General features: G+C 66.6%; 20 protein-coding genes and 1 tRNA gene. 11 read left to right on the forward strand and 10 right to left on the reverse strand.

Going from position 1 to position 22,911, the window contains the following annotated elements; translation table 11 throughout:
* The first annotated feature begins 392 nt into the window (after positions 1-392).
* From ASF72_RS02585 to ASF72_RS02600, 4 genes are all read left to right on the forward strand, one after another.
* Positions 393-1,958, forward strand: coding sequence for an NCS1 family nucleobase:cation symporter-1 (locus tag ASF72_RS02585; protein WP_050684029.1), 1,566 nt, complete (start codon positions 393-395; stop codon positions 1,956-1,958).
* A gap of 27 nt (positions 1,959-1,985) precedes the next feature.
* A complete protein-coding gene (locus ASF72_RS02590) occupies positions 1,986-2,738 on the forward strand; it encodes an aspartate/glutamate racemase family protein (protein ID WP_056596347.1) in 753 nt (250 codons plus the stop codon).
* 15 nt (positions 2,739-2,753) lie between these two features.
* Positions 2,754-3,515 (forward strand): SDR family oxidoreductase, encoded by a 762-nt coding sequence (locus ASF72_RS02595; RefSeq protein ID WP_056596350.1) that lies wholly within the window; start codon positions 2,754-2,756, stop codon positions 3,513-3,515.
* A gap of 67 nt (positions 3,516-3,582) precedes the next feature.
* Positions 3,583-4,308: a Pr6Pr family membrane protein gene (locus tag ASF72_RS02600; RefSeq protein WP_200933609.1), complete on the forward strand. Its 726-nt coding sequence runs from the start codon at positions 3,583-3,585 to the stop codon at positions 4,306-4,308.
* A gap of 8 nt (positions 4,309-4,316) precedes the next feature.
* Here ASF72_RS02600 and ASF72_RS02605 read toward each other — a convergent pair whose 3' ends face one another.
* Genes ASF72_RS02605 through ASF72_RS02615 form a run of 3 tightly spaced genes read right to left on the reverse strand, consistent with a single transcriptional unit; the run spans position 4,317 to position 7,357 of the window.
* Positions 4,317-4,694 (reverse strand): sterol carrier family protein, encoded by a 378-nt coding sequence (locus ASF72_RS02605; RefSeq protein ID WP_050684026.1) that lies wholly within the window; start codon positions 4,692-4,694, stop codon positions 4,317-4,319.
* Positions 4,695-4,722: 28 nt separating this feature from the next.
* The gene (locus tag ASF72_RS02610; RefSeq protein WP_056596353.1) at positions 4,723-5,745 is read right to left on the reverse strand and encodes an asparaginase; all 1,023 of its coding nucleotides are present in this window, start codon (positions 5,743-5,745) and stop codon (positions 4,723-4,725) included.
* Between the two features lie 37 nt (positions 5,746-5,782).
* Entirely contained in the window at positions 5,783-7,357 is a 1,575-nt protein-coding gene (locus ASF72_RS02615; protein WP_056596356.1) for a molybdopterin-dependent oxidoreductase, read from the reverse strand.
* 99 nt (positions 7,358-7,456) lie between these two features.
* Between ASF72_RS02615 and purD the strand changes: the two genes are divergently transcribed.
* Both purD and ASF72_RS02625 read left to right on the forward strand, forming a co-directional pair.
* Positions 7,457-8,776, forward strand: a complete 1,320-nt coding sequence (purD, locus tag ASF72_RS02620) for a phosphoribosylamine--glycine ligase (protein WP_050684023.1) — start codon at positions 7,457-7,459, stop codon at positions 8,774-8,776.
* The gene (locus ASF72_RS02625) at positions 8,773-9,711 is read left to right on the forward strand and encodes a phosphoribosylaminoimidazolesuccinocarboxamide synthase (RefSeq protein WP_050684022.1); all 939 of its coding nucleotides are present in this window, start codon (positions 8,773-8,775) and stop codon (positions 9,709-9,711) included. Before purD ends, ASF72_RS02625 begins: the two co-directional genes overlap by 4 nt.
* A 10-nt stretch (positions 9,712-9,721) precedes the next feature.
* Here ASF72_RS02625 and ASF72_RS02630 read toward each other — a convergent pair whose 3' ends face one another.
* A complete protein-coding gene (locus tag ASF72_RS02630) occupies positions 9,722-10,987 on the reverse strand; it encodes a helix-turn-helix domain-containing protein (protein ID WP_050684021.1) in 1,266 nt (421 codons plus the stop codon).
* A gap of 133 nt (positions 10,988-11,120) precedes the next feature.
* On the opposite strand from ASF72_RS02630, the gene ASF72_RS02635 reads away from it, so the two are divergent.
* Positions 11,121-11,363, forward strand: a complete 243-nt coding sequence (locus ASF72_RS02635; RefSeq protein ID WP_056596359.1) for a hypothetical protein — start codon at positions 11,121-11,123, stop codon at positions 11,361-11,363.
* Positions 11,364-11,550: 187 nt separating this feature from the next.
* Here the strand turns inward: ASF72_RS02635 and ASF72_RS02640 are convergent.
* The 5 genes from ASF72_RS02640 to ASF72_RS02660 all read right to left on the reverse strand — a co-directional run bounded on the left by ASF72_RS02640 (position 11,551) and on the right by ASF72_RS02660 (position 18,952).
* Positions 11,551-11,627, reverse strand: a tRNA-Pro gene (locus tag ASF72_RS02640).
* Between the two features lie 66 nt (positions 11,628-11,693).
* Positions 11,694-13,520 carry an ABC transporter ATP-binding protein gene (locus ASF72_RS02645; RefSeq protein WP_056596362.1) on the reverse strand — a complete coding sequence of 609 codons (1,827 nt, stop codon included), beginning with the start codon at positions 13,518-13,520 and terminating at the stop codon, positions 11,694-11,696.
* Positions 13,517-15,325, reverse strand: a complete 1,809-nt coding sequence (locus tag ASF72_RS02650; protein WP_056596365.1) for an ABC transporter ATP-binding protein — start codon at positions 15,323-15,325, stop codon at positions 13,517-13,519. Before ASF72_RS02650 ends, ASF72_RS02645 begins: the two co-directional genes overlap by 4 nt.
* A gap of 297 nt (positions 15,326-15,622) precedes the next feature.
* Positions 15,623-16,570, reverse strand: coding sequence for a metallophosphoesterase (locus ASF72_RS02655; protein ID WP_050684017.1), 948 nt, complete (start codon positions 16,568-16,570; stop codon positions 15,623-15,625).
* 6 nt (positions 16,571-16,576) lie between these two features.
* The gene (locus ASF72_RS02660; RefSeq protein WP_056596367.1) at positions 16,577-18,952 is read right to left on the reverse strand and encodes a transglycosylase domain-containing protein; all 2,376 of its coding nucleotides are present in this window, start codon (positions 18,950-18,952) and stop codon (positions 16,577-16,579) included.
* 37 nt (positions 18,953-18,989) lie between these two features.
* On the opposite strand from ASF72_RS02660, the gene ASF72_RS20240 reads away from it, so the two are divergent.
* The 3 genes from ASF72_RS20240 to ASF72_RS02670 are packed head-to-tail and all read left to right on the forward strand — an operon-like array spanning position 18,990 to position 20,606.
* A complete protein-coding gene (locus ASF72_RS20240) occupies positions 18,990-19,145 on the forward strand; it encodes a DUF4177 domain-containing protein (protein ID WP_009359196.1) in 156 nt (51 codons plus the stop codon).
* A 1-nt stretch (position 19,146) separates the two neighbouring features.
* Positions 19,147-19,680, forward strand: coding sequence for a RidA family protein (locus tag ASF72_RS02665; protein ID WP_050684015.1), 534 nt, complete (start codon positions 19,147-19,149; stop codon positions 19,678-19,680).
* 14 nt (positions 19,681-19,694) lie between these two features.
* Positions 19,695-20,606, forward strand: a complete 912-nt coding sequence (locus tag ASF72_RS02670) for an NUDIX hydrolase (protein WP_050684014.1) — start codon at positions 19,695-19,697, stop codon at positions 20,604-20,606.
* Between the two features lie 173 nt (positions 20,607-20,779).
* Here the strand turns inward: ASF72_RS02670 and ASF72_RS02675 are convergent, their stop codons facing one another.
* Entirely contained in the window at positions 20,780-21,457 is a 678-nt protein-coding gene (locus ASF72_RS02675) for a Crp/Fnr family transcriptional regulator (protein ID WP_050684013.1), read from the reverse strand.
* Between the two features lie 252 nt (positions 21,458-21,709).
* On the opposite strand from ASF72_RS02675, the gene ASF72_RS02680 reads away from it, so the two are divergent.
* Positions 21,710-22,894, forward strand: a complete 1,185-nt coding sequence (locus tag ASF72_RS02680; RefSeq protein WP_056596370.1) for a MarP family serine protease — start codon at positions 21,710-21,712, stop codon at positions 22,892-22,894.
* Positions 22,895-22,911 lie beyond the last annotated feature (17 nt).

Genomic DNA, 22,911 nt, shown 5'->3' on the forward strand with positions numbered 1-22,911 from the left:
AAGTCTCTTCCGGATCACGATCAGGCAGCTGGTTAGTCAACCCGCTGAGGATATGGGAGGTATCTTCTCCTGCAGCCACGGAGGCCTCATTTCATCGTTGAATGATTGGCGACTGTTTTTCATGATGTGAGAAAACAATCTTGCACAACGAGATTATCCAGAGGGGCCAACCCGGTCAACCGGAGCGGTGGTCCGCGGGGTTCCGGTGGCGAGATACCGCTTGCCCACCGATTGTGACCGCCGGCATGCCTGATCAACCTTGACCGAAGGTGATACAGATCATACTATTATTTCACTATTCAATATCTTGATTCCGCATTGTGGAATAACAGCGAGGGTCATTCGATCCGGTCTCACCACAGCGGCAGTACTCCCAGAATTGGAGCCCCCCAATGCAGACCAACCCCCCGGTCGGCGTCGAAACTGCAGACCTGACAGCGCCGTCAGTGCTTCCCACCCACCCCTCCGCTGGCGGTGATGCGCTCTGCGAGGCCGCCAGCGCCGCCTCCGGCGTCGAGATCAGTCCCACTCTCTACAACGCGGATCTTGCCCCCACCAAAAAAGCCGGCCGCAGCTGGTCCGGCTACAGCATCTTCACCCTGTGGGCCAATGACGTGCACAGCCTGGGCAACTACGCCTTCGCCATCGGCCTGTTCGCCCTGGGCCTGGGCGGCTGGCAGATCCTCCTGGCCCTGGGCATCGGCGCCGCCCTGCTGTTCGGACTGCTTAACCTCTCCGGCTTTATGGGCGTGAAGACCGGGGTTCCCTTCCCGGTCATGAGCCGCATCAGCTTCGGCATCCGGGGCGCACAGATCGCCGGCCTGCTCCGCGGCGCCGTGGCCGTGGCCTGGTTCGGAATCCAGACCTACCTCGCGTCCGTGGTGTTCCGCGTGATGCTGGTGGCCATGGTCCCGTCCCTGGCCGACCTGGACCGGAACTCCATCCTGGGCCTGTCCACCCTGGGCTGGATCGCCTTCGCCATCCTCTGGGTGGTGCAGCTGGTCATTGTCAGCTTCGGCATGGAAATGATCCGCAAATACGAGGCTTTCGCGGGTCCGGTCATCCTGGCAACCATGGCGGCCATCGCCGTGTGGATCTTCATCGAAGCCGGCGGCGCCATCGCCTGGTCCGCCAACAACGCGCTGGAGGGCCCCGAAATGTGGCTCACCATTTTCGCCGGCGGCTCGCTGTGGGTCTCCATCTACGGCACCTTCGTGTTGAACTTCTGCGACTTCACCCGCTCGGCGAAGTCGAAGAAGGCAGTGGTCCGCGGCAACTTCTGGGGCATCCCCATCAACATGCTGCTGTTCGGCGTGATCGTGGTGGTGATGGCCGGTGGCCAGTTCAGGATCAACGGCACCATCATCCAGAGCCCCTCGGACATCGTCCAGACCATCCCCAACACGCTGTTCCTGGTCCTGGCCTGCCTCGCCCTGCTGGTCCTGACCATTGCCGTGAACCTGATGGCCAACTTCGTGGCCCCCGTCTACGCCCTCACCAACCTGTTCCCCAAGCGGCTCAACTTCCGCAAGGCAGCAATCGTCAGCGCCGTGATCGGCCTGGTGATCCTGCCCTGGAACCTCTACAACAACCCGCTGGTCATCCTGTACTTCCTGGGTGGCCTGGGCGCACTGCTGGGCCCGCTGTTCGGTGTGGTCATGGCCGACTACTGGCTCATCCGCCGCGGCAAGGTCAACGTTCCCGAGCTCTACACCGCGTCCCGCGAAGGCGCCTACTTCTACAAAAACGGCGTCAATCCGCGGGCCATCACCGCAATGGTCCCGGCGGCTGCCGTGGCGCTGCTGATCGCCTTTGTTCCTGCGCTGGCCGCAGCCGCCCCCTTCGCCTGGTTCTTCGCCGCAGGCATCGCCGCAGTGGTGTACTTCTTCGTCGCAGACCGCGGGCAGCGACTGGTGGACCAGGACGGCGAGGCAATCGCCGTCGCCAGCACGCACTGACCGCCCACCCTCCAGCCAAGGAATCCCATGCGCATACTCGTTGCAAACGTCAACACCACCTCCTCCATGACCGAGGCGATCGCCGCCCAGGCCCGCAGCATTGCGGCGCCCGGGACGGAGATTGTGGGCCTCACCCCGAGGTTCGGTGCGGACTCGTGTGAAGGAAACTTCGAAAGCTACCTGGCAGCAATCGCCGTGATGGATGCCGTGACCTCCTACCCCGAGCCGTACGACGCCGTGATCCAGGCCGGCTACGGCGAGCACGGCCGGGAGGGGCTGCAGGAGCTCCTCGACGTTCCGGTGGTGGACATCACCGAAGCGGCGGCCAGCACCGCGATGTTCCTGGGCCACAAGTATTCGGTGGTCACCACCCTGGACCGCACCGTCCCGCTGATCGAGGACCGGCTCAAGCTCGCCGGGCTGGACGCCCGCTGCGCCTCGGTGCGGGCCAGCGGCATGGCCGTCCTTGAGCTGGAAGAGGAGCCGGAACGCGCGGTGGAGGCCATCATCGGCCAGGCGCTGCGGGCTGTCACCGACGACAAAGCGGAAGTCATCGTCCTGGGCTGCGGCGGCATGGCCGGACTGGATGAGGAGATCCGGCGGCGCGCCGGCGTGCCGGTAGTGGACGGGGTGGCGGCAGCGGTGACCATTGCCGAGTCCCTGGTCCGCCTGCGGCTCTCCACCTCCAAGGTGCGGACCTACGCTGCGCCGCGGCCCAAGACCGTCATAGGCTGGCCCCTGAACAGCGCACCGGTGGACGCCGCGCGCCAGGGCAGCTAGGTACAGGAGATCGGCGTGGAGAGTCCCCATCCCAACGGACGCGTGGCAGTGGTCACCGGGGCCGGCTCCGGCATCGGCCGGGAAGTGGCCCGGCAGATGCTGGCCGCCGGCTACCGGGTGGCCCTCGCCGGCCGTCACCGGGAGCCGCTGGACGACGCCGCCGGCGGCCATCCCGCCGCGCTGGTGGTGCCGTGCGACGTCACCCGGCCCGACGCCGTCGAACGCCTTTTTGCGGACGTCCTGGGCACGTGGGGGCGCGTGGATGTCCTGTTCAACAATGCCGGCGTCTTTGGTCCGGCGGCGGGCGTGGACGAGATCAGCCTGGCCGACTGGGACGCCACGGTGGCGGTCAACCTGACCGGGTCCATGCTGTGCGCGGCAGCGGCGGTCCGGGCCATGAAGGGGCAGGAGCCGCAGGGCGGCCGGATCATCAACAACGGTTCCATTTCCGCCCACGTGCCGCGGCCCAGGACCGTTGCCTACACCGTCACCAAGCACGCCATGACGGGGCTGACCAAAAGCATTGAGCTGGACGGCAGGGGCTTCGGGATCACCTGTGGGCAGATCGATATCGGCAACACCAGCACTGGGATCATGGACACCATCGGGGTGGGCTCCGGCGCGCTCCAGGCGGATGGCAGCCGCCGGGTTGAACCGATGTTCCCGGTGGCCGACGCCGCCCGGGCCGTGCTGATGATGGCGGACATGCCGGCCTCCGCCAGCGTGGGTTCCGTGGTGGTCACGGCCGCGGGAATGCCGTTCGTGGGCCGCGGCTGAGCCTGCACCCGCAGGAATCCGGGCCGGCTTCGGCCGCCCGGGAACCGATGTGGCCTAGGATCAGGCCATGACCGCAAACAAGGGACTGGCTCTTTTCCGCACCTGGTTCGCGCTGCTGGGCTTCGTGGCAGTCCTGTTCCAGTTCCTGTACCTGATGCAGAACGTCCCGGGCGCAAGCGCCGGCAACTACTTCAGCTACTTCACCATCGAGTCCAACATCATCGCCTTCGTCACGCTGGGCATCGCCGCCTGGTTCGCCTGGAAGGGGGCGAGCCCCCGCTGGCTGGAACTGCTCCGCGGCGCCGCCACCGTGTACATGACCATCACCGGAATCACGTACAGCCTGCTGCTGAGCGACGTGGACGTGAACACACCACTGCCCTGGGTCAACGTGGTGCTGCATTACACAGTGCCCACCATCATTGTGATCGACTGGCTGGTGGACCTGCCCAAGACCAGGATCTCCATCAGGACCTCGCTGCTGTGGCTCGCATTTCCGCTGGCCTACCTGGTCTACAGCCTGATCCGTGGCCCCTTCGCCGACTGGTACCCCTACCCGTTCCTCGATCCCCGGCTGGGCGGCTATGGCACCGTGGCCGTGATGTCCGTCCTGATTGCCGTGGCGGCGTTCGCCTTTGCCGTGATCGCAGCGTTGTCCACCCGGCTGCAGAACCTGGTGCCGCACCCCGCCACCGCAGCGGCAGGGACCAGGGTGGCCGGCACCGGGCAGGGCCCGGACCGGATTACCGGCACTGGTCCAGGTACCGCCACAGGTCCCGGCAGCGTCAGCTAAGGCAGCAGCTAAAGGGGCAGCAGCGCCGACAGGTCCGCGCGGAGCCCGGACGCTGCCACCTTCCCTGCCGCGACGGCGTCTGCCCAGCGGATCCTGCCGCTGACCATCCCCAGCCAGGTGGCGGCGTCGCACTCTATGACGTTGGGCGGGGTGCCGCGGGTATGCCGGGGACCCTCGACGCACTGGGTGACGCCGAACGGCGGCACCCGCACTTCCACGGAGTTGCCGGGCGCGCGGGCCGTGACTTCCTCCAGTGAATACCGCACCGCCGTTGCGAGTGTCTGGCGCGGAACCGCTGCGTCCGAGGGGGCTTCCTGGGCGCGCTGCCAGGCGGCGAGCGCGGCAGCGCCTTCCTCAAGATCAATCCGACGGCGGGCTATGGCCATGCGTCGGGCCTCCTTCCGGTGGGGTGGGTCAGGGCTGGTCCAGCAGGGCGGACACCGAAGGGCCCAGCCGGATCTGGCCCACGGGCCGGCCACCGCCCAGGACGGGTTCCACAACTTTGGCCAGGACGTCCGCCACCTTATCCGGGTCCACGGCACCTGCGGCCGCGAGCAAGGTCAGCGCCACCAGCGAGGTGGCCCGGAGGTTGCCGTCCAGGACCTTGATGGCCACGGAAACGCCCTGCGGCGTGGCCATGGCCAGGACGCCTTCCGCCCCGATCTTGGCGATGACTTCCAGGTCCTCCATCACCACGGTGTTGGCCTCGCCCTTGCCCTGCACTGCCCATGGGTAGTCCAGCATGGAGGTGGCAATGGTGGCGGCCCGGGCGTTGGAGTGTTTGTCCCCGGGGGCCTTGGCCAGCTGCGAGTACGCGCGGGCCAAGCCTTTCAGGGACAGTGCGGCCACGGGGGCGCCGCAGCCGTCAACACCCAGGTGCGCGATCCGTTCGTCGGCGTTTTCCTCGATGGCGGTGCGGACAGCCTGCTGCAGCGGGTGGTTGGGCTCAAGGTAGCTGGCGGTGTCCCAGCCGTTTTCGGTGCACGCCCAGAGGAACGCGGCGTGCTTGCCGGAGCAGTTGAACGCCAGCCTGGACCTGCCGCGTTCGGAGCGGACCAGCCAGTTCCGTGCGGTTTCGTCCTGTGGCCAGGCCTCGGGGCAGAGCAGCTGGTCCTCCCGGACGCCCGCAGCCTTCAGCATCCCGGACACCACATCCATGTGGTCCAGGGACCCGGTGTGGCTGCCGCAGGCCACCGCCACCTGGGCGCCCCGCAGCGGGACGCCGCACTGCATGGCGGCCAGGGCCTGGAACGGTTTGAGGGCCGACCGGGCATAGACGGGGGTGGAGATGTCGCCCAGTTCCGTGACCACGGAGCCGTCCGCCGCGAGGAGCACGGCGGAGCCGAGGTGGCGGGACTCCACAAAACCGCTGCGTTCAATAACGGCCAGTTCGACGGCGGAGTCCACGGTGAAGGTGGCGTGCGGGTTGTGGGGCATGCTGCTTAGTCTATGGTCCGGCCGGGCCTGCACCGCGCTACTGGACGGTGACCATCACGGACTGCCAGCCGGATGCGCCGTCCGGCACGGGGTCGGCGCGCTGGTCCGTCTGGACCTCGCCGGTGCCGTCCGTTGCCCGGACCTTGATGTAGTGCGGGCCCGGGGTGGCGTCCCACTGGTAGGACCACTGCCGCCAGGTGACCAGTGAAGCCTCCGTGGACAGCTCGGCTTCCGCCCAGTCGTTGTTGTCGATCTGGACTTCCACTTTGGTGATGCCGCGGGTCTGCGCCCAGGCGGTGCCGCCCACGGCGACCTTCCCGGCCGGGACCTTAGCGAAGGACTTGGGCACGTCCACCCGCGCCATGGTCTTGATGGGTCCGCGCTCGGACCAGCCGCGGTCGGTCCAGTAGGCCTTGCTGTCCGCGAACCGGGTGACTTCGAGGTCAACCACCCATTTGGTGGCGGACACAAAACCGTACAGGCCCGGGACCACCATCCGGACGGGGTAGCCGTGCTCCAGGGGCAGCGGTTCGCCGTTCATGCCGATGGCCAGGATGGCGTCCCGGTCATCCTGCAGGACTTCCAGGGGCGTGGAGGCGCTGAAGCCGTCAATCGAGGTGGAAAGGACCATGTCGGCACCGTCCTTGGGCCTGGCCCGGCGGAGGACTTCGCGGATGGGCAGGCCCAGCCACTTGGCGTTTCCGGCCAGGTTACCGCCCACGGGGTTGGACACGCAGGTGAGGGAGACGTGGGTTTCGATGAGTTCGGCATCCAGCAGGTCCTGGAACGTGAGCCGGACTTCCTCCTCCACCATGCCGTGGATGCGCAGCTCCCAGTCGGCGGCATTGATCTCGGGGACGCTGAGCGCTGTATCAATCCGGTAGAACTCGTTGTTCGGGGTCAGCCAGGACGGCATGCCGGCCACCGGGGACTGCACGCCCTCGGGAACTGCTGCGGCAGCCTTGGCCGGGGCGGGCAGCTGCATCGCGCTCCGGGCCTGGGCAATGTTGCTCCTGGCCGCGCTGAGCAGCCGGCCGCCGGTTGCCGCGATACCCGCACCAACGGCGGTGATGCCGGCCGCGGCGAAAAACCTCCGCCGGCTGGTGGCGGGCCGCCCGTCGTCCGCGGACTGGTCGGCGGGGGCTTCGGGCCACGCCTTGAGGCGCCACAGGGGAGCCACAAGCAACCGGAGGGCCACCAGGCCGGCCAGGGTGCCCAGGACGCTGGGGATCGCGTCGACAGGGTTGACGCCGGCGCGGGTCACCACGGCGCCCACAATCACGGCGCCCATAAACAGGACGCCCAGGACACCGAGCGCCCATTTACGGAACGCCACCACACCCAGCACGCAGGCCAGCAGCGCAATGGTCACACCCATGCCGGCGAACAGGGCCGCCTTGTCATTGGTGCCGAACGTGGCGATGGCGAAGTCCTTCATCCACGGCGGCGTGAAGTCGATGAAGGTTGACCCCAAGGCAAAGAGCGGGGTTGCCCTCGCCGTGAAGAACGCTCCGATGAGTTCTGCCACTGCCAGCACGACGGCGGCAGCCACCACGCCTGCCAGCGCCGCCATGGCGGTGGTTCCCTTGGGCCAATTCCGTTGCGTCTTCATGTCAGCTATTCGGAGTGGCGGGTGCCGCGGATTGTCCGGGCAGGTTGGCAAAGACACAGCTTAGGCCCGCTAAGGGTGCACCACGTACCCTTGTTGACTGTGAAGGTACTCGTCATTGGCCCCGGAGGCCGCGAACACGCCATTGTCCGCTCCCTGCTCGCCGACCCCAACGTGTCCGAGGTCCACGCTGCACCCGGCAACGCCGGCATCAGCAAACTGGTCCCGACGCACCGGATCGACGGCAACGATCCGCAGGCCGTGGCGGCGCTCGCCACCCGGCTCGCCGTTGACCTGGTGGTGGTGGGACCGGAGGCGCCGCTGGCGGCAGGGGTCTCTGACGCCGTCCGCGCCACCGGCATCCCGGTGTTCGGCCCGGACAAGGCAGCAGCCCAGCTTGAAGCGTCCAAGGCGTTTGCCAAGGAAATCATGGCCGAAGCCGAGGTGCCCACGGCCATGGCCCTGGTGGCCACCAACGCAGCCGAAGCTGCTTCTGCCCTGGACACCTTCGGCGCACCTTACGTAGTGAAGGACGACGGCCTGGCCGCCGGCAAGGGCGTTGTGGTCACCAAGGACCGCGACGAAGCCCTGGCCCACGCGCAGACCTGCTTCGACGCCGGCGGAACCGTGGTCATCGAGGAATTCCTGGACGGCCCAGAAGTGTCCCTCTTTGTCCTGTGCGACGGCCACAACACCGTGGCACTGTCCCCGGCACAGGATTTCAAGCGGATCTTCGATAACGACGAAGGCCCCAATACCGGCGGCATGGGCGCCTACACCCCCCTCGAATGGGCACCCGAAGGGCTGGTCCAGGAAGTCATTGACCGCGTGGCGCAGCCCACCGTCAACGAAATGGCCCGCCGTGGCACCCCCTTTGTGGGTGTGTTGTTCGTGGGGCTGGCCCTGACCACCCGCGGCACCCGCGTCATCGAATTCAATGTCCGCTTCGGCGACCCTGAAACGCAGGCCGTCCTGGCCCGGCTCAAGACCCCTCTCGGTTCCCTGCTCCTGGCCGCTGCCAAGGGCGAACTGGACCGGGTGGATGAGCTGCGCTGGTCGAAGGAAACGGCTGTCGCCGTCGTCGTGGCGTCCGAAAATTACCCGGACACCCCCCGGACGGGCGACCGGATCCGCGGCCTCAAGAAGGCGGAAGCGCTGGACGGCGTGCACGTCATCCACGCCGGCACGGCGCTGGACAACGACGGCAAAGTGGTCTCCGCAGGCGGCCGTGTCCTGGCTGTGGTGGCCCTGGGCAGCGACCTGGTGGAAGCGCGCGAAAAGGCGTACGACGGCGTGGAGCTGGTGCAGCTGGACGGCTCGCAGTTCCGCAGCGACATTGGCCGCAAGGCCGCACGCAACGAGATTAAGGTCTCCACCGCCACCGGAGCCCTCCCCGTGACGAAGGCGAAAGGCCTGGCATGAGCGAGACACCCGAGTTCCGCGGTCTCAAGACCGAAACCCTGGACCTGCCCGGCTGGACGCACGTCTACTCCGGCAAGGTACGGGACCTGTACGAGCCCGCCGACCCCGCCATCCTGGAGCAGGTGGGCCAGGAGTGCGTCCTGGTGGTGGCCAGCAACCGGATCAGTGCGTTTGACCACGTCCTGGCCAGCGAAATCCCGGACAAGGGCCGCATCCTCACGCAGCTGAGCCTGTGGTGGTTCGGGCAGCTGGGCGTGGAACACCACGTCCTGGCGTCCACCGTTGCGGACGGCGTGCCGGAGGCCGTTGCGGGCCGGGCCATGATCTGCAAAAAACTGGACATGTTCCCCGTGGAATGCATTGCCCGCGGCTACCTCACCGGCACCGGGCTCGTGGAGTACCGGGCCAGCGGGACGGTCTGCAGCATCCCGCTGCCGGACGGCCTGGTGGACGGCTCACGCCTGGAGCAGGCCATCTTCACACCGTCGGCCAAAGCCGAGGTGGGGGAACACGACGAGAACATCACCTACGAGGCAGTAGTGGGCATGGTGGGCGATGACATCGCGGCCCGGCTCAGCGAGCTGACCCTGAAGATCTACACGACGGCGGAGAAGATCGCCCGGGAACGCGGCGTGATCCTGGCCGACACCAAGGTCGAATTCGGCTACGACGCCGTGTCCGGGGCCATCACCCTGGGCGACGAGGTCCTGACGCCTGACTCGTCCCGCTTCTGGGACGTGGCCACGTACCAGCCGGGACAGGCGCAGCCGTCCTACGACAAGCAGTACGTCCGCGACTGGCTGACGTCCGCCGAGTCCGGCTGGGACCGGAGCTCCGACACTCCGCCGCCGGCACTGCCCGCAGAGGTGGTCAGCCGGACCCGCAGCCGCTACGTGGAAGCGTACGAAAAGATCACCGGCCAGGCGTTCGCCTGACCAGCCGGTGCTAACTGGCCCCGGCAGCCGCTGCGGCGCGCTGCTGGGCCAGCTTGATCTCCAGGACGGCATCCAGCGCCTGCTGGACCCGGTCTGCGGCTCCGGCCGCGCTGAACGCCTTCTGGGCCTCCTGCAGGTGCACCAGGGCCTCGTCCGTCTCGCCTGCGGCTTTCAGTGACTTCCCCAGCAGCAGCGAAACCTCACCGGCCGTGTGTTTGGCCAGGGAATCACTTTCGCTGTGGATGCCGCGCAGCTTCTCGACGGCAGCCACGATGTCCCCGGTCAGGTACAGCCAGCGGGCGCGGATGAACGCCACTTCCAGCTCATCGCTTTTGGTTCCGCCCACAATGGAAAATGCCAGTTCGGCCCGCTCGATGGAGGACAGCGTCTCCGGCTCCACGATGCCGGAGGAAAGCCGCACCGCCGCCGAGGCCTTGTTGAACCGGGCCCACAGCTCAATGTCGTTGGCGGGCGAGAGCAGTTTCGCTGCCCGTTCGTGGTGTTTGACGCCCTCCACGTAGTCGTGGCGCATAAATGCGACGTTGCCGATCACCCAGGCCACCTCGCCGGCGAGCTGCGACATGGAGTGCTCATCCACCTGCTCGTACAGGGCCTGGCAGAACTTCCAGGCCTCGTCCAGCCGGCCGCTTTCGGCCAGGGCGCCGATCAGGATCCGGTGGGCACCGATCAGCACGGTGGAGTTCCGCGGCAGGCTGACGGACAGCTTGACCGCTTCGAGGGCGTGCTCCACGGCGACGGACAGCTGGCCCTGGCCATGGCAGACGGCGGCCAGCATCTGGCGGGCACGGACGCCGAGCCCCACCGATTCGGTGGCCATGGGGTGCTCAAGCAGGCGTTCGATGATGTTGCGGCATTCCTGCAGGTCACCCTGCTTCATGAGGCATTCCGCCTGCATATAGGTCATGTTCCACCAGGCACTGGTGTTTTTGCCGTCCAGCGCGATCTGGGCGGCGGCCGCAGCGTGGCTGGCAGCGAGTTCGTAGTCCCGCAGGTCCCAGGCCTGGCGGGCGTACAGCCCGGCCAGTACGTACTCGGCGTCGCTGACGGAAATAGGCTGGCTCCAGGCTTCCAGCGCCTTGGGCGCCAGTTCCAGCCGGCGTGCCAGTTCCTCGATCACTTCTGCTGTCGGTTCCCTGCGGCCCGTCTCCAGCAGTGAGATGTAGCTGGGGGAATACAGATCCCTGCCCAGTTCGGCCTGGGTCAGCCCCCGTTCGAGACGCTCCGCGCGGAGCTTCTCCCCGAATCCGTTACCCACGGGATATCCTCCTCTTCTGGGACTGTCTTTGTGCAAATGCTTGACAGTCCCTGTGGAAAACATTTTACAATGTATGTCAACAAGGACAGTGCTGGCTTTGTAACGAATCCGACTCGTATTGAGGAACCCAAACATGTTCAAGAAGATCGCATCAGCAGCCGTACTGGCTGCCGCGCTGGCATTCTCCGCTGCGGCCCCGGCCGTCCTGTCCGCCGGGTCCGTCGTGGACAACTCGGCAACCTCCGTAGCCATTGGCAACTGGCCTGATCCCGCGTCCAAGAAGACCAAGACCACCACGGAGCCCACCACCACCACCGAGCCCTCGGGAACCACTTACACGGCTTCGCGGATCGGCAACTGGCCGGACCCCGCGTAAACAGCTTCCTCACCTAAACGGAGGCAGGGAACGGCCCCGGAGCGGACGCTCCGGGGCCGTTTTGTCTCCCGGCGCCGGGAGTATCAGTTACGGACTGTGTCCTGCGCCGTTATGGAACCGGGATCTGAGGGAAGCAGGCAATTAATACAAAAAGAGGGCCTCCGTGTGGAGACCCTCTTTTTGTAATTGGTCGGGATGACAGGATTTGAACCTGCGACCTCGTCGTCCCGAACGACGCGCGCTACCAAGCTGCGCCACATCCCGATCCGCTGCAAAAGCAACTTTACAAGAATAGCGGATGCCGGGTCCCGATGCGAAATCGGCGCCCGCTCAGACCAGGGAGTCCTTCCATGCGCCGTGCAGATCGGCGAACCGGCCGCCGCCGCTGATCAGGTCGGTGGGGCTGCCGTCCTCCACAATCCGGCCGTCGTGGACCACCAGAACACGGTCCGCGGTTTCCACCGTGGACAGCCGGTGGGCGATGATCAGCGCCGTCCGGCTCTCCGCGTCCGTGCCGGCCAGCAGCCGGGCCAGGCCGGTCTGCACCAGGCGCTCGGACGGGATGTCCAGGGAGGACGTGGCCTCGTCCAGGATCAGCACTGCCGGCCGGGCCAGGAATGCCCGGGCGAAGCTGATGAGCTGCCGCTGGCCGGAGGAGACCCTCCCGCCGCGCTTGTTGACGTCGGTGTCGTAGCCCTCCGGAAGTTCCAGGATGAAATCGTGGGCGCCCACCGCGCGGGCGGCGTCCTCGATTTCCTCCCGGGAGGCTTCCGGCCGGCCCAGGGCGATGTTGTCAGCCACCGACCCGCTGAAGAGGAAGGCTTCCTGCGTGACCATGGTGATGTTCCTGCGCAGGTCGGTGGTGCTCAGGTTGCGCAGGTCCACGCCGTCCAGGGTCAGGGAGCCGGAGGAGACGTCGTAGAAGCGGGCAATGAGCTTGGCCAGCGTGGACTTGCCCGCGCCGGTCTGGCCCACCAGGGCCACCGTCTGCCCGGCGGGGATGTGCAGGTCCATGGTGGGGACAATGACAGGGCCGTCGCCGTACCGGAATTCCACGCCGGTGAAGTCGACGGCGCCGCGGGCGTTCTTCAGCGCCACCGGGTTTTTGGGCGGCCGGACGGTGGGCACTTCCTCGAGCAGTCCGGAGACCTTCTCCAGGGCGGCCTGGGCACTCTGGAATGAGTTGTAGAACATGGCCATCTGGTCCACGGGTTGGAAGAACCGCTTGGTGGACAGGATCAGCGCCAGCAGTACACCCACCGCGAGTTCGCCGCCCAGCACGCGGAAGCCGCCGAAGAGCAGGACCACGGCCACGCAGACGTTGCCGATCAGCACCAGGCCGGGTTGGAAGATGCCGTTGAGGTTGATGGACCGGACCGTGACCAGCCGGTAGTCCTCCGCCAGCTCGCCGTACCGGTCGGCGTTCTCCTTCTCCTTGCGGAACGCCTTCACGGCGCGGATGCCGGTCATGGTCTCCACAAAATGCACAATCAGGCGGGCCGAGACAACGCGGGATTCCCGGAACGCAATCTGGGAGTGCTTCTGGTACCAGCGGGCCAGGAAGAACATGGGGACACCGGCGGCCAGGACCAGGAGGCCGCTGCGCCAGTCCAGGGCAAACACCGTGATGGCGGTGAAGATCATAAACAGCAGGCCGGAGGCGAGTGAGCTTACGCCGGAGTCCAGGAGTTCGCGGAGCGCCTCGAGGTCCGAGGTCTGCCGGGCGATGATCCGGCCTGAGGTGTACTTCTCGTGGAATTCCAGGCTCAGCCGCTGGGTATGGCGGAACACGCGCAGCCGCAGGTCCAGCAGCATGGACTGGCTCAGCCGGGCGGTGGAGGTGACGTAGAGGGCCGTGAGTCCCGCTGTCGCAATCGCGGCCAGCAGGTACGCGACGCCGGTGAACACCAGCGGGAGGTTGTCGCCGGCCTGGAGGGCGGGCAGCGCGTTGTCGATGCCGAACGCGATCAGCGCCGGGCCGGCAACGCGGGCGGCCTGGGACAGGACCACCATGGCAATGGTCAGCCAGAACCGCAGCCGAACGGGCCGGATCAGGGATCCCAGAAGTGCCAGCGACCGCCGTCGGACGGCCTTGCTTTCGTTTTTGCTGAGGTGGGCGTTGTCCTCGTTGGCGGTGCCGAAGGTAGCGGAGCTCATCGGGTGGCCTCCTCTGCCTGGTCTTCAAGGGCTGACAGTTCGGAGTCAAGGTCCCGCGGTTCCGGGTCGAGGCTCGCGATCACGTAGCGGTAGTGGCTGTTCGTGGCCAGCAGTTGGGTGTGCGTGCCGACGGCTGTGATCCGGCCCTCTTCCAGCAGGGCGACGCGGTCGGCCAGGGCCACGGTGGACGGGCGGTGCGCCACGATCAGGGTGGTGGTGTCGCGCAGCACCTCCCGGAGCCGGGTCTCCACGAGCTCTTCCGTGTGGACGTCCAGGGCGGACAGCGGATCGTCGAGCACCAGGACCTGCGGGCGGGCTGCGATGGCGCGTGCCAGCGCGATCCGCTGCCGCTGGCCACCTGACAGGCTCAGGCCTTCCTCGCCGATCAGCGTGTCCAGGCCTTCCGGCAGGGAGTAGGCGAAGTGTGCCTGTGCCACGTCCAGGGCCTCTTCCAGGACCTCGTCGGTGCGGTCCCGGGCGCCCAGGAGGACGTTGTCGCGCACGGAGTTGGAGAAGAGCGTGGTGTCTTCGAACGCCACGCCCACCACCCGGCGGAGGTGCGGGACATCGAAGTCGCGCAGGTCCACTCCGTCGATGCTGATGCTGCCCCCGGAAACGTCATAGAGCCGGGGGACCAGCTGGATCAGGGCGCTTTTGCCGCTGCCGGTGATGCCCACCAGGGCCATGGTCTCGCCGGGCCGGACCTCCAGGTTGATGTCCTTGAGGATCGGTTTGTCCGGTGCGTCCTCGAACGCGAAGGTGGCGTTGGTGAACCGGAGTGCCCCCGCCAGCCGGTCGGGCCGTTTGGCCTCGGCGGGGGACGTGATGGTGTTGGCGGCGTCCATCACTTCGTAGTGGCGGTCGACGGCGGTCTTCGCCGTGAGTGCCATGGCGAGGAGCATGCCGGAAAACTCCACGGGGGACGCAATCACGGCGGCGGTGGCGAAGAAGGCCACCAAGGCGCCGATGCTGAGCTGGCCGCTGGCGCAGAGCATCACGCCCACTACCAGGCCGGCCCCGAGGGCGAGTTCGGGCAGGAGCGTGACCACCATGGTGAAGGACGCCTGATGGCGGGCCTTCTCTATTTCGGTCTGCCGCAGCTCCTCGGCCTGTTCGTTGAAGTTTTCCAGGGCTTCGCGGCTGCGGCCGAAGGCCTTCAGCACGCGGATGCCGTGCACCGATTCCTCCACCGTGGTGGCGAGGTCGCCGGCCTGGTCCTGGCTGCGCCGGGCAACCTTGCTGAACCGGGTGCGGAACCGGAAGCTGTACGCCATGATGGGGACCGCCGCCGCCAGGAAGATCAGGGCCAGCTGCCAGCTCATGGAGAACATCACCGCGATGCCGATGACCACCGTCAGGGTGGTCACCACCAGCATGATGGCGCCAAACGCCATCCAGCGGCGCAGGAAGTTCAGGTCCGTCATGGCCCGGGAGAGCAGCTGGCCGGATCCCCAGCGGTCGTGGAAGGAGACGGTCAGGTCCTGCAGGTGGCCGTACAGCGAAACCCGCATTTTGGTTTCCACGGTGGTGGCGGGGTTGATGACGAACTGGCGGCGGAGGGCCACCAGGCCGGCCTCGGCGATGCCGAGGACCAGGATGACGGCGGCGGAGATCCACACGGCATCCGTGGCTCCGCCGGGCTGCAGGGAGTCATTGATCAGGACCCGGAGCACCTGCGGAATGGTCAGTGCCACCACGCTGGCCAGGAGTGCGCACAGGAGGCCCATGACCAGCCGAGGGATGATGGGCCGGATGTGCGGGTAGAGGCGGCTAATGGATCTGAAGAATGATGTTTGCTTGGCCATGCCCGCTTTTCAACCTAAACCGAATGTGATTACCCTTGGCAACTACCTTATGCCATTGAGTGAGACGATTCACAGGGGTTCCGGCTTTGGTGGTGGACTTGCCCAGTTATTATGATCCGCAATGCGCCGGGCCCAAACCCCACGCTACCCGCAGCCCCCGCCGCCCCCGCCGCCCGTTTCCCCCCGAGTTGCACTATCACTTGTGGTCCCCAAAACCCCGTGTTGGGGACCACAAGTGATAGCGCAACTCGGGGTGGAGAGGGGTTGAGGGGGTGGTGGCACGGGTGGGGCTGCGGCTTAGGCTCCGGCGGTGAGGGTCAGCAGTACTGCTTCGGGGCGGCACGCGATGCGAACCGGTGCGAAGCGTGAGGTGCCGATGCCGCCGGAGACGTTGACCGGCGTCGTGCGGCCATTGCTGTGCCAGTCGTTCAGGCCCTTGGCCCGCCAGGTGGGCAGGTCGCAGTTGGTCACCAGGGCGCCGTAGCCGGGGATGCAGATCTGGCCGCCATGGGTGTGGCCGGCCAGCAGGAGATCCGCGCCCTCGGTAGTGAAGTGGTCCAGGACCCGCTGGTAGGGGGCGTGGATGACAGCGACCTTGAGGTGGTCGTTGGCGTCCTGGTTGACGGTGCCGCGCGGCCAGCCGGCGTACTGCTCCCGGTTCAGGTGCGGATCATCAACGCCGGAGAAATCAAACCGCATGCCGTCCAGCACCAGCGACTGGCTCCGGTTGGTCAGGTCCACCCAGCCGCCCATGCCGAACCCTGAGCGAAGGCGTGGCCAGTCCAGTTGCGTTGGGCCGCCCTTCCTCTTGGAGGGGCCCAGCAGGTAGGCGGCAGGGTTGCGGGGGGTGGGCGCGAAGTAGTCGTTGGAACCCGGCACAAAAACACCCGGAAATTCCAGCAGGGGGCGCAGTGCTTCGAGGAGCGGATCCACTGCCTTGACGTGGCTGAGGTTGTCACCGGTGTTGACCACGAGGTCCGGCTCCAGGGCGGCCAGGGAGCGGAGCCATTCAGCCTTCCTGTCCTGGCCGGGGACGAAGTGGATATCGCTGAGGTGCAGGATGCGGAACGGCCTGCGGCCGGCGGGCAGGATGGCCAGGGTCTCATCCCGGACAACAAACTGGTTCTTTTCCCACAGGCCGTACGCTGCAGTGGCGATTCCCGCTGCGGCGCCGGCGCCTGCGGTGACGGCCAAACCGCGCCCCAGGGACTGGGCGCGGCTTACCAGGGCGGGATCAATCCTCATGTGTGGTCAGCCGTTCCCGTTCCCGTTGCCGTTCCCGTTCCCGTTGCCATTTCCGGTGTTGCCCTCGGTGGTGGGGGCCGGAGCGGGCTGGGTGGCTGCGGGAGCGGGTGCCTGGGTGGCGGGGGTCGGGGCCTGCGTGGCGGGCGTGGGGACTGACCGCTGCGGGGCGCCGTTGATCATGTTGCTGGGCGGTGCGGGGAAGGCCTCGGTCCCGTAGTTCGGCGCAATCTGCGTCATGAAGTTGGAGAACATGGGCCCGGCAATCATGTAACCATCGATGCCTTGGTAGAACTTGCCGTTCACCGTGATGTTCTGGCCTGGACGTTGCTGTGCACCCAGCGGGTCGCCGAACCAGGCGGCGGTGGCCAGGCCTGTGGTGTGGCCCACCACCCAGGTGGAGCCGTTGTTGTTCGAGGTACCGGTTTTGGCGCCGATGGGGAAATTGGTGCGGGTGGAGAGCCGCGGCTGGATCAGCGAACCTGAACCGCGGTTCATGACTTCCTGCAGCGCGTAGTTGACGCCTCGCGCCACCTCCGGCTTGATCGCGTCGCGGCAGTTGGCGGACTGGGCGGGCAGATCCGCGCCGGTCTGGTCCTTCACACCCGTGATGGCGATGGGCTCGCAGTACTTGCCGTCGTTGGCGAACGTGGCGAAGGCGCTGGCCATGGTCAGCGGTGCGGTCTGGGTGGAGCCCAGCAGGTTGGCCAGCGTGGACATGTCGATGTTGGGGTTCGGCGCGGCGATGTTGCCGGCGTCGTCCAGGACGATGTTTCCGTTCTGGTCCAGTTCGGGGAGTCCGCTGTGGAGGCCGACGGCGTCCACAACCTTCTGGATGCCGCAGAAGTCCAGCTGGGCTGCCGAGGCGAACGTGACGGTGTTGATCGAGTTGTAGAGCCCCTCAAGGACAGACAGCGGCCGGTACCACTGCGGCTCTGCGTTCTGGAGGTCATCGGCTGTACCAAGGCCCTGGTTCTTTTGTGCCGTGCTGTAGCCGCCGGTGACCTGGCCGCAGGTGTTGCGCCAGTTGAAGCCCAGCGGGTAGACGCGCTGCGCGGAGTTAACCACGGTATTCATGGTTTTGCCCTCGTTCAGCCACTCGGCAAACGTGAAGGGCTTCATGGTGGAGCCGGGCTGCGCGCCGCCCATACCGTTGAGGTCGTTGCCGTCCTTGTCCAGCTTGTCCACGTTGAAGTTCACCTGCGAATCGAACCCGCCCTCGGCCGGGAGGAAGCTGGTGTTTTGGGCCATCGAGACGATCTTGCCGGAGCCGGGCTGCACTGTAACCATGGCGGCGCCCCATTTGTCCGGGTTGGCGCCGGCGGCCGTATTGACCTGGTCCTGTGCCACGTTCTGGGCTGCGGGGTCCAGGGTGGTGGTGATGGTGAGGCCGCCGCCGTAAATCAAGCGCTGGCGTTCCTCTTTGGTGGCACCGTACGCCGGGTTGTTCTCCAGCAGGTGCAGGATGTAGTCGCAGAAGTACGGCGCGGTGGAGGCGTACGCACAGCCTTGCTTGGGCTGGGTTACCACGGGCTCCACGGGAGTCGCCACGGCGGCGTCGTGCTCTGCCTGGGTGATTTTGTTCTGGCTCAGCATCAAACTCAGCACCAGGTCACGGCGGGCCTTGGCGTTCTCCGGGTTGGTCACCGGGTCAAACGCCGAGGGGCTGTTGACCAAACCGGCCAGCAGCGCGGCCTGGGGGAGGGTGAGGTCCTTGGCGGAGGTGCTGAAGAAGTAGCGGGAAGCGGCTTCGATGCCGTACGCGTTGACGTTGAAGAACACGATGTTCAGGTAGCCCTCAAGGATCTGGTCCTTGCTGAACTCCTTCTCCAGCGCGATGGCGAGCTTCATCTCGCGGAGCTTGTCGCCTACGCCCTTGTTCACGCCGTTGAGCTTGATGTCTTCGTCCTTGCCTTCGGCGGCAAGGTTGGCGTTGAGGACGTTGTTGACGTACTGCTGCGTGATGGTGGAAGCGCCCTGCTTGTTGCCGCGCGCCGTGGCAACAAGCGCACGGAGGATGCCGGTGGTGTCAACGCCGCCGTGCTCGTAGAAGCGGCTGTCCTCCACCGCGATGACGGCTTCCTTCATAAACGGCGAGATGTTGTCCAGGGAGACCTTGGTCCGGTTCTCCTTGTACAGGCTGGCGATCTCGCTGCCGTCCGCGGCCAGGATCCTGGTGGTCTGGTTGGGCGGATCAACCTTCAGCTCCGCGGGGAGCGTGTCGAAAAACTCGATCGAGCCGCTGGCGGCGCTGCCGGAAACGGCTGCCGCGGGGACCAGCAGGCCCGCCACCAGGACACCGCAAATAGCACTCACGCCAAGGAAAACAAGGATCTTTCCCAGGGTGGTGGCCGTGTCAAAAAGGGGGTTCGTGCGAGTCGCCATGTTTTCCACTTTACCGGCAAGGACTAGTCTTTAGCTCATGACCAAATGGGAGTACGCGACGATTCCGCTCATCATTCACGCTACAAAGCAGATCCTGGACCAGTGGGGCGAGGACGGCTGGGAGCTCGTCCAGGTTGTCCCCGGGCCGGACGGCAACGGACTGGTTGCCTACCTGAAAAGGGAGAAGCAGTAATATGTCAACCCCCGCAGAAGCCCCTGCCGGCGCGGAAACAGCGCCAACATCGGCAGTGGAGCAACGGCTCGCCGAACTGGGACTGACCCTCCCTGCCGTGGCCGCACCCGTGGCCGCTTATGTTCCCGCAGTGATCTCCGGCAACCACGTTTACACCTCCGGCCAGCTGCCGTTTATTAACGGCAAACTCGAAGCTACCGGCAAGGTTTCGCTGGGCACCGAGGGGCATGCCGACGAGCCCACCGTCTCACCCGAGGACGCCCACCGCTATGCCGCTGTCTGCGCAGTGAACGCCCTCGCCGCGGTCAAAAGCGTCATCGGCGATTTGGACCGGATCACCCGCATCGTCAAGGTCGTAGGCTTTGTCTCCTCCGACCCCACGTTCACGGGCCAGCCGGGCGTCATCAACGGCGCCTCCGAACTGCTGGGCCGGGTCCTTGGCGACGCGGGCCAGCACGCACGTTCCGCCGTCGGCGTTTCCGTTCTTCCCCTGGACTCCCCGGTGGAAGTCGAACTGATCGCAGAATTCAGCTAGGTCCGGTCCTTCCCTTGCCACAACTAGCACGACGCCTCTTCGCCCTTCCCCAGGAATTGGAGGGAGCGGCTCAAAGCTGGCTTGAACACGGCGAACGGACCCCCCGGGCAGCCCGACTGGCATCCTCGGTGGTGCTGCTCCGGGATTCGCCGACGGGGCTGGAAACGTGGCTGGCTTACCGGCCCGGTTCCTCCCCGCTGGGCGTCCTCGCGTTCCCCGGCGGTTCGCTGGACGCGTCCGACGACGACCCCATCGGTTGGTTGGGCCCCTCACCGCAGCAATGGGCTGACCACATGGGTACGGCCGACGTCGGATTGGCCCGCCGGCACGTGGTGGGCGCCATCCGCGAACTGTTCGAGGAGACCGGTTTGCTGCTGGCGGGCCCGGACATGTCCGGAACCGTCGAGGCCACTTCCACCCCGGAGTGGATGCGCGCCCGGCTTGCCGTGGCCGAACAGGAGCGCAGCCTCGCCCAGATCCTGGACAAGCGCGGGCTCCTGCTGCGGACCGACCTGCTCAAGTCGCTGGTCAACTGGCGCACCCCCGACTTTGCGCACCGCCGTTTCGATACCCGCTATTTTGCGGCCACCGTGCCCATGGGCCAACAGCCCAGCCTCCTGGACGGCCGCGGCGTATGGGGCCGTTGGGTCAACGCCGGCACCGTCATCGGCGGGCGCGGCACCACCGCCCTTGGTGATGAAGTGGGGCAGGAAAACACCGTGGGGCTGCCGCTGGGCCAGTTACTGGTCCCCGGTTCAGAGATCATGCTCGAAAAGATGGCGGCCGCCAATGGCTGCATCGCCTACCTCAGCTACAAACGCAAGGCCCACGTGTACCAGCCTGCCCTCGTGGAGGAGGACGGACACCTGATGCTTGAGGTCGAAGCCGCCAAAACCACCCCCGGCGAACCGCAGCGGGAGCGCTGATCCAGCCTTCGCAGTGACCGGCCGGGCAGACTGGACCCACGGATCCTCTGCGTGCTGCTCCTGCGTCGCTTTGACGCACGCTGCCGGATCCCCGGGTCCAGTCTCATGGCGGACGCCCGCGTTAAACGCGAAAGGCCGCCCTGGTCAGGACGGCCTTCCGAAAGGTGCGTTGTCTAGCGTGAACGCTGGCGCAAGCGCTGCATGTCCAGGATGACGACGGCGCGGGCCTCAAGGCGCAGCCAGCCGCGCTGGACGAACTCGGCCAGTGCCTTGTTGACCGTTTCGCGGGACGCGCCCACCAGCTGTGCCAGTTCTTCCTGGGTGAGCTCGTGAGCCACCAGGACGCCGTCCGTGGCGGGACGGCCAAAGCGGTCGGCCAGGTCCAGGAGTGCCTTGGCCACGCGGCCGGGAACGTCGGAGAACACGAGGTCCGAGAGGGAATCATTGGTGCGGCGCAGGCGGCGGGCCAGAGCCTGCAGCAGCTGGGCCGAGACCTCCGGGCGGGTGCGCAGGAGCGTATTGAGGCTCTCGTTCCTGAGGCCGGCGAGGCGGGTCTCCGACACCGCGGTGGCGGTGGCCGTGCGGGGGCTGGGGTCGAACAGTGCCATCTCGCCGAAGAGCTCGCCCGGGCCGAGGATGGCCAGGAGTGATTCGCGGCCATCCGGGGACGTCCGGCCCAGCTTCACCTTGCCGGAGACGATGAAGTAGAGCTGGTCGCCCTGGTCGCCTTCGCGGAACACCGATGCTCCGCGGGAAAGGTCCACCTCGGTCAGCTCATCCGTCAGCAGACGGAATGCGTCGTCGTCGAGCGTGGCGAAAAGGGGTGCTCGGCGCAGTACCTCGATGTCCATGAAATCTCCTGAATAAAAGTGTCGGCTGTGGCGCTTGTGCCATTGTTTCAGAATTTTCAAGGTTCTGTGACGAACTTGGCACCGGAAACGCCCGCATGACGCCTGCTGATGACGGAATCCACAACATATCCGACCCCGGAGGAAGGCGGGAACCGGCGGTGCAGGACGGGCCCGAGGGGCCGCGTTGGCTCCACAGTGGATTGTCAGATACCCCCACTAGAATGGGGGTTCAACTTCTGATAAGGAGCCTTCGTGGCTGGCTTGACTGTCCTGGACCTGGTGCTGATCCTGGCGCTGCTGTCGTACCTCGTATACGGGCTGCGCAACGGCTTCCTGGTGACGGTCGGCGGGATCGCGGGTTTCGCGGCCGGGGCCGTGGCAGCCTTTTTCGCCGTCCCCCTGGTCAGCGGGTTCGTCCCGGACCCCGGCTGGCGGCTCACTGCCATCGTCGCGGCCGGCGTTGTCCTGGTGGTCCTGGGCCACAGCCTCGGCACCATGGTGGGGCGCCTGATCCGCGGCGCCGTGCGGATTCCGCCCCTTCGCGCGGTGGACCGGATAGTGGGCGGCGCGGCCAACCTTGCGGTGTCCGCGCTGGTGATGTCCATGCTGGCCTTCAGCGTGGGCTCGTTGGGCGTGCCGGTGGTGTCGGAGCAGTTGGCCGATTCGAAGGTGATCCGCTTCATCGACGGGCTCACGCCCACGCAGGTGAAAGCCACCATGGCGCAGCTGCGCTCCACGGTGGTCGGCAACGGCATTCCGGTCCTGCTCCAGGGCCTCGGCCAGGGGCCCGCGGTGGCCGTCCCCAACGCCAGCACCGACACGCCCGCGCTGAACAAAGCCGCGGAATCCGTGCTGCGGATCGCCGGGACCGCCTACCAGTGCGGACAGAACCAGACAGGCACGGGCTTCGTGGTGGCCACCGACCGCGTCGTGACCAACGCCCATGTTGTGGCGGGCGTGTCGCAGCCCGTGGTGGAGCTGCCCGGCGGTGACGCCATGCCCGGCCGCGTGGTCTACTTCGACACCCGGCATGACCTCGCGGTGCTGGCCGTGGACGGCCTGCCCGCCCCGGCACTGCCCTTCAGCGGCGACCTGCCCGGCGGGAGCCCTGCAGCGTTCGCCGGGTATCCGCACGGCGGCCCGTTCCAGTCCAAGCCCGCCACCGTCCAGGACATCGCCACCATCCTGGTGCCGGACATCTACGGCAACGACCCCGCACCGGAGGACATCTACCGGCTCGCCGGGGACATCCAGCCCGGCAATTCCGGCGGGCCACTGCTGACCACCAACGGTGAAGTGGCTGGCGTGGTGTTCGCCAAGGCCACCTCCGACACCGAGATGGGATTTGCCATCACCATGGACGACCTCAACCCGGTGGCGGCCCAGGCGTCCGGGCTCTCGGCACCTGTTTCGTCCGGGCAGTGCATCCAGAAATAGCACCCGCCACTGGCCTG

The organism is Arthrobacter sp. Leaf141 (genome assembly GCF_001424565.1).
Taxonomy (GTDB): domain Bacteria; phylum Actinomycetota; class Actinomycetes; order Actinomycetales; family Micrococcaceae; genus Arthrobacter.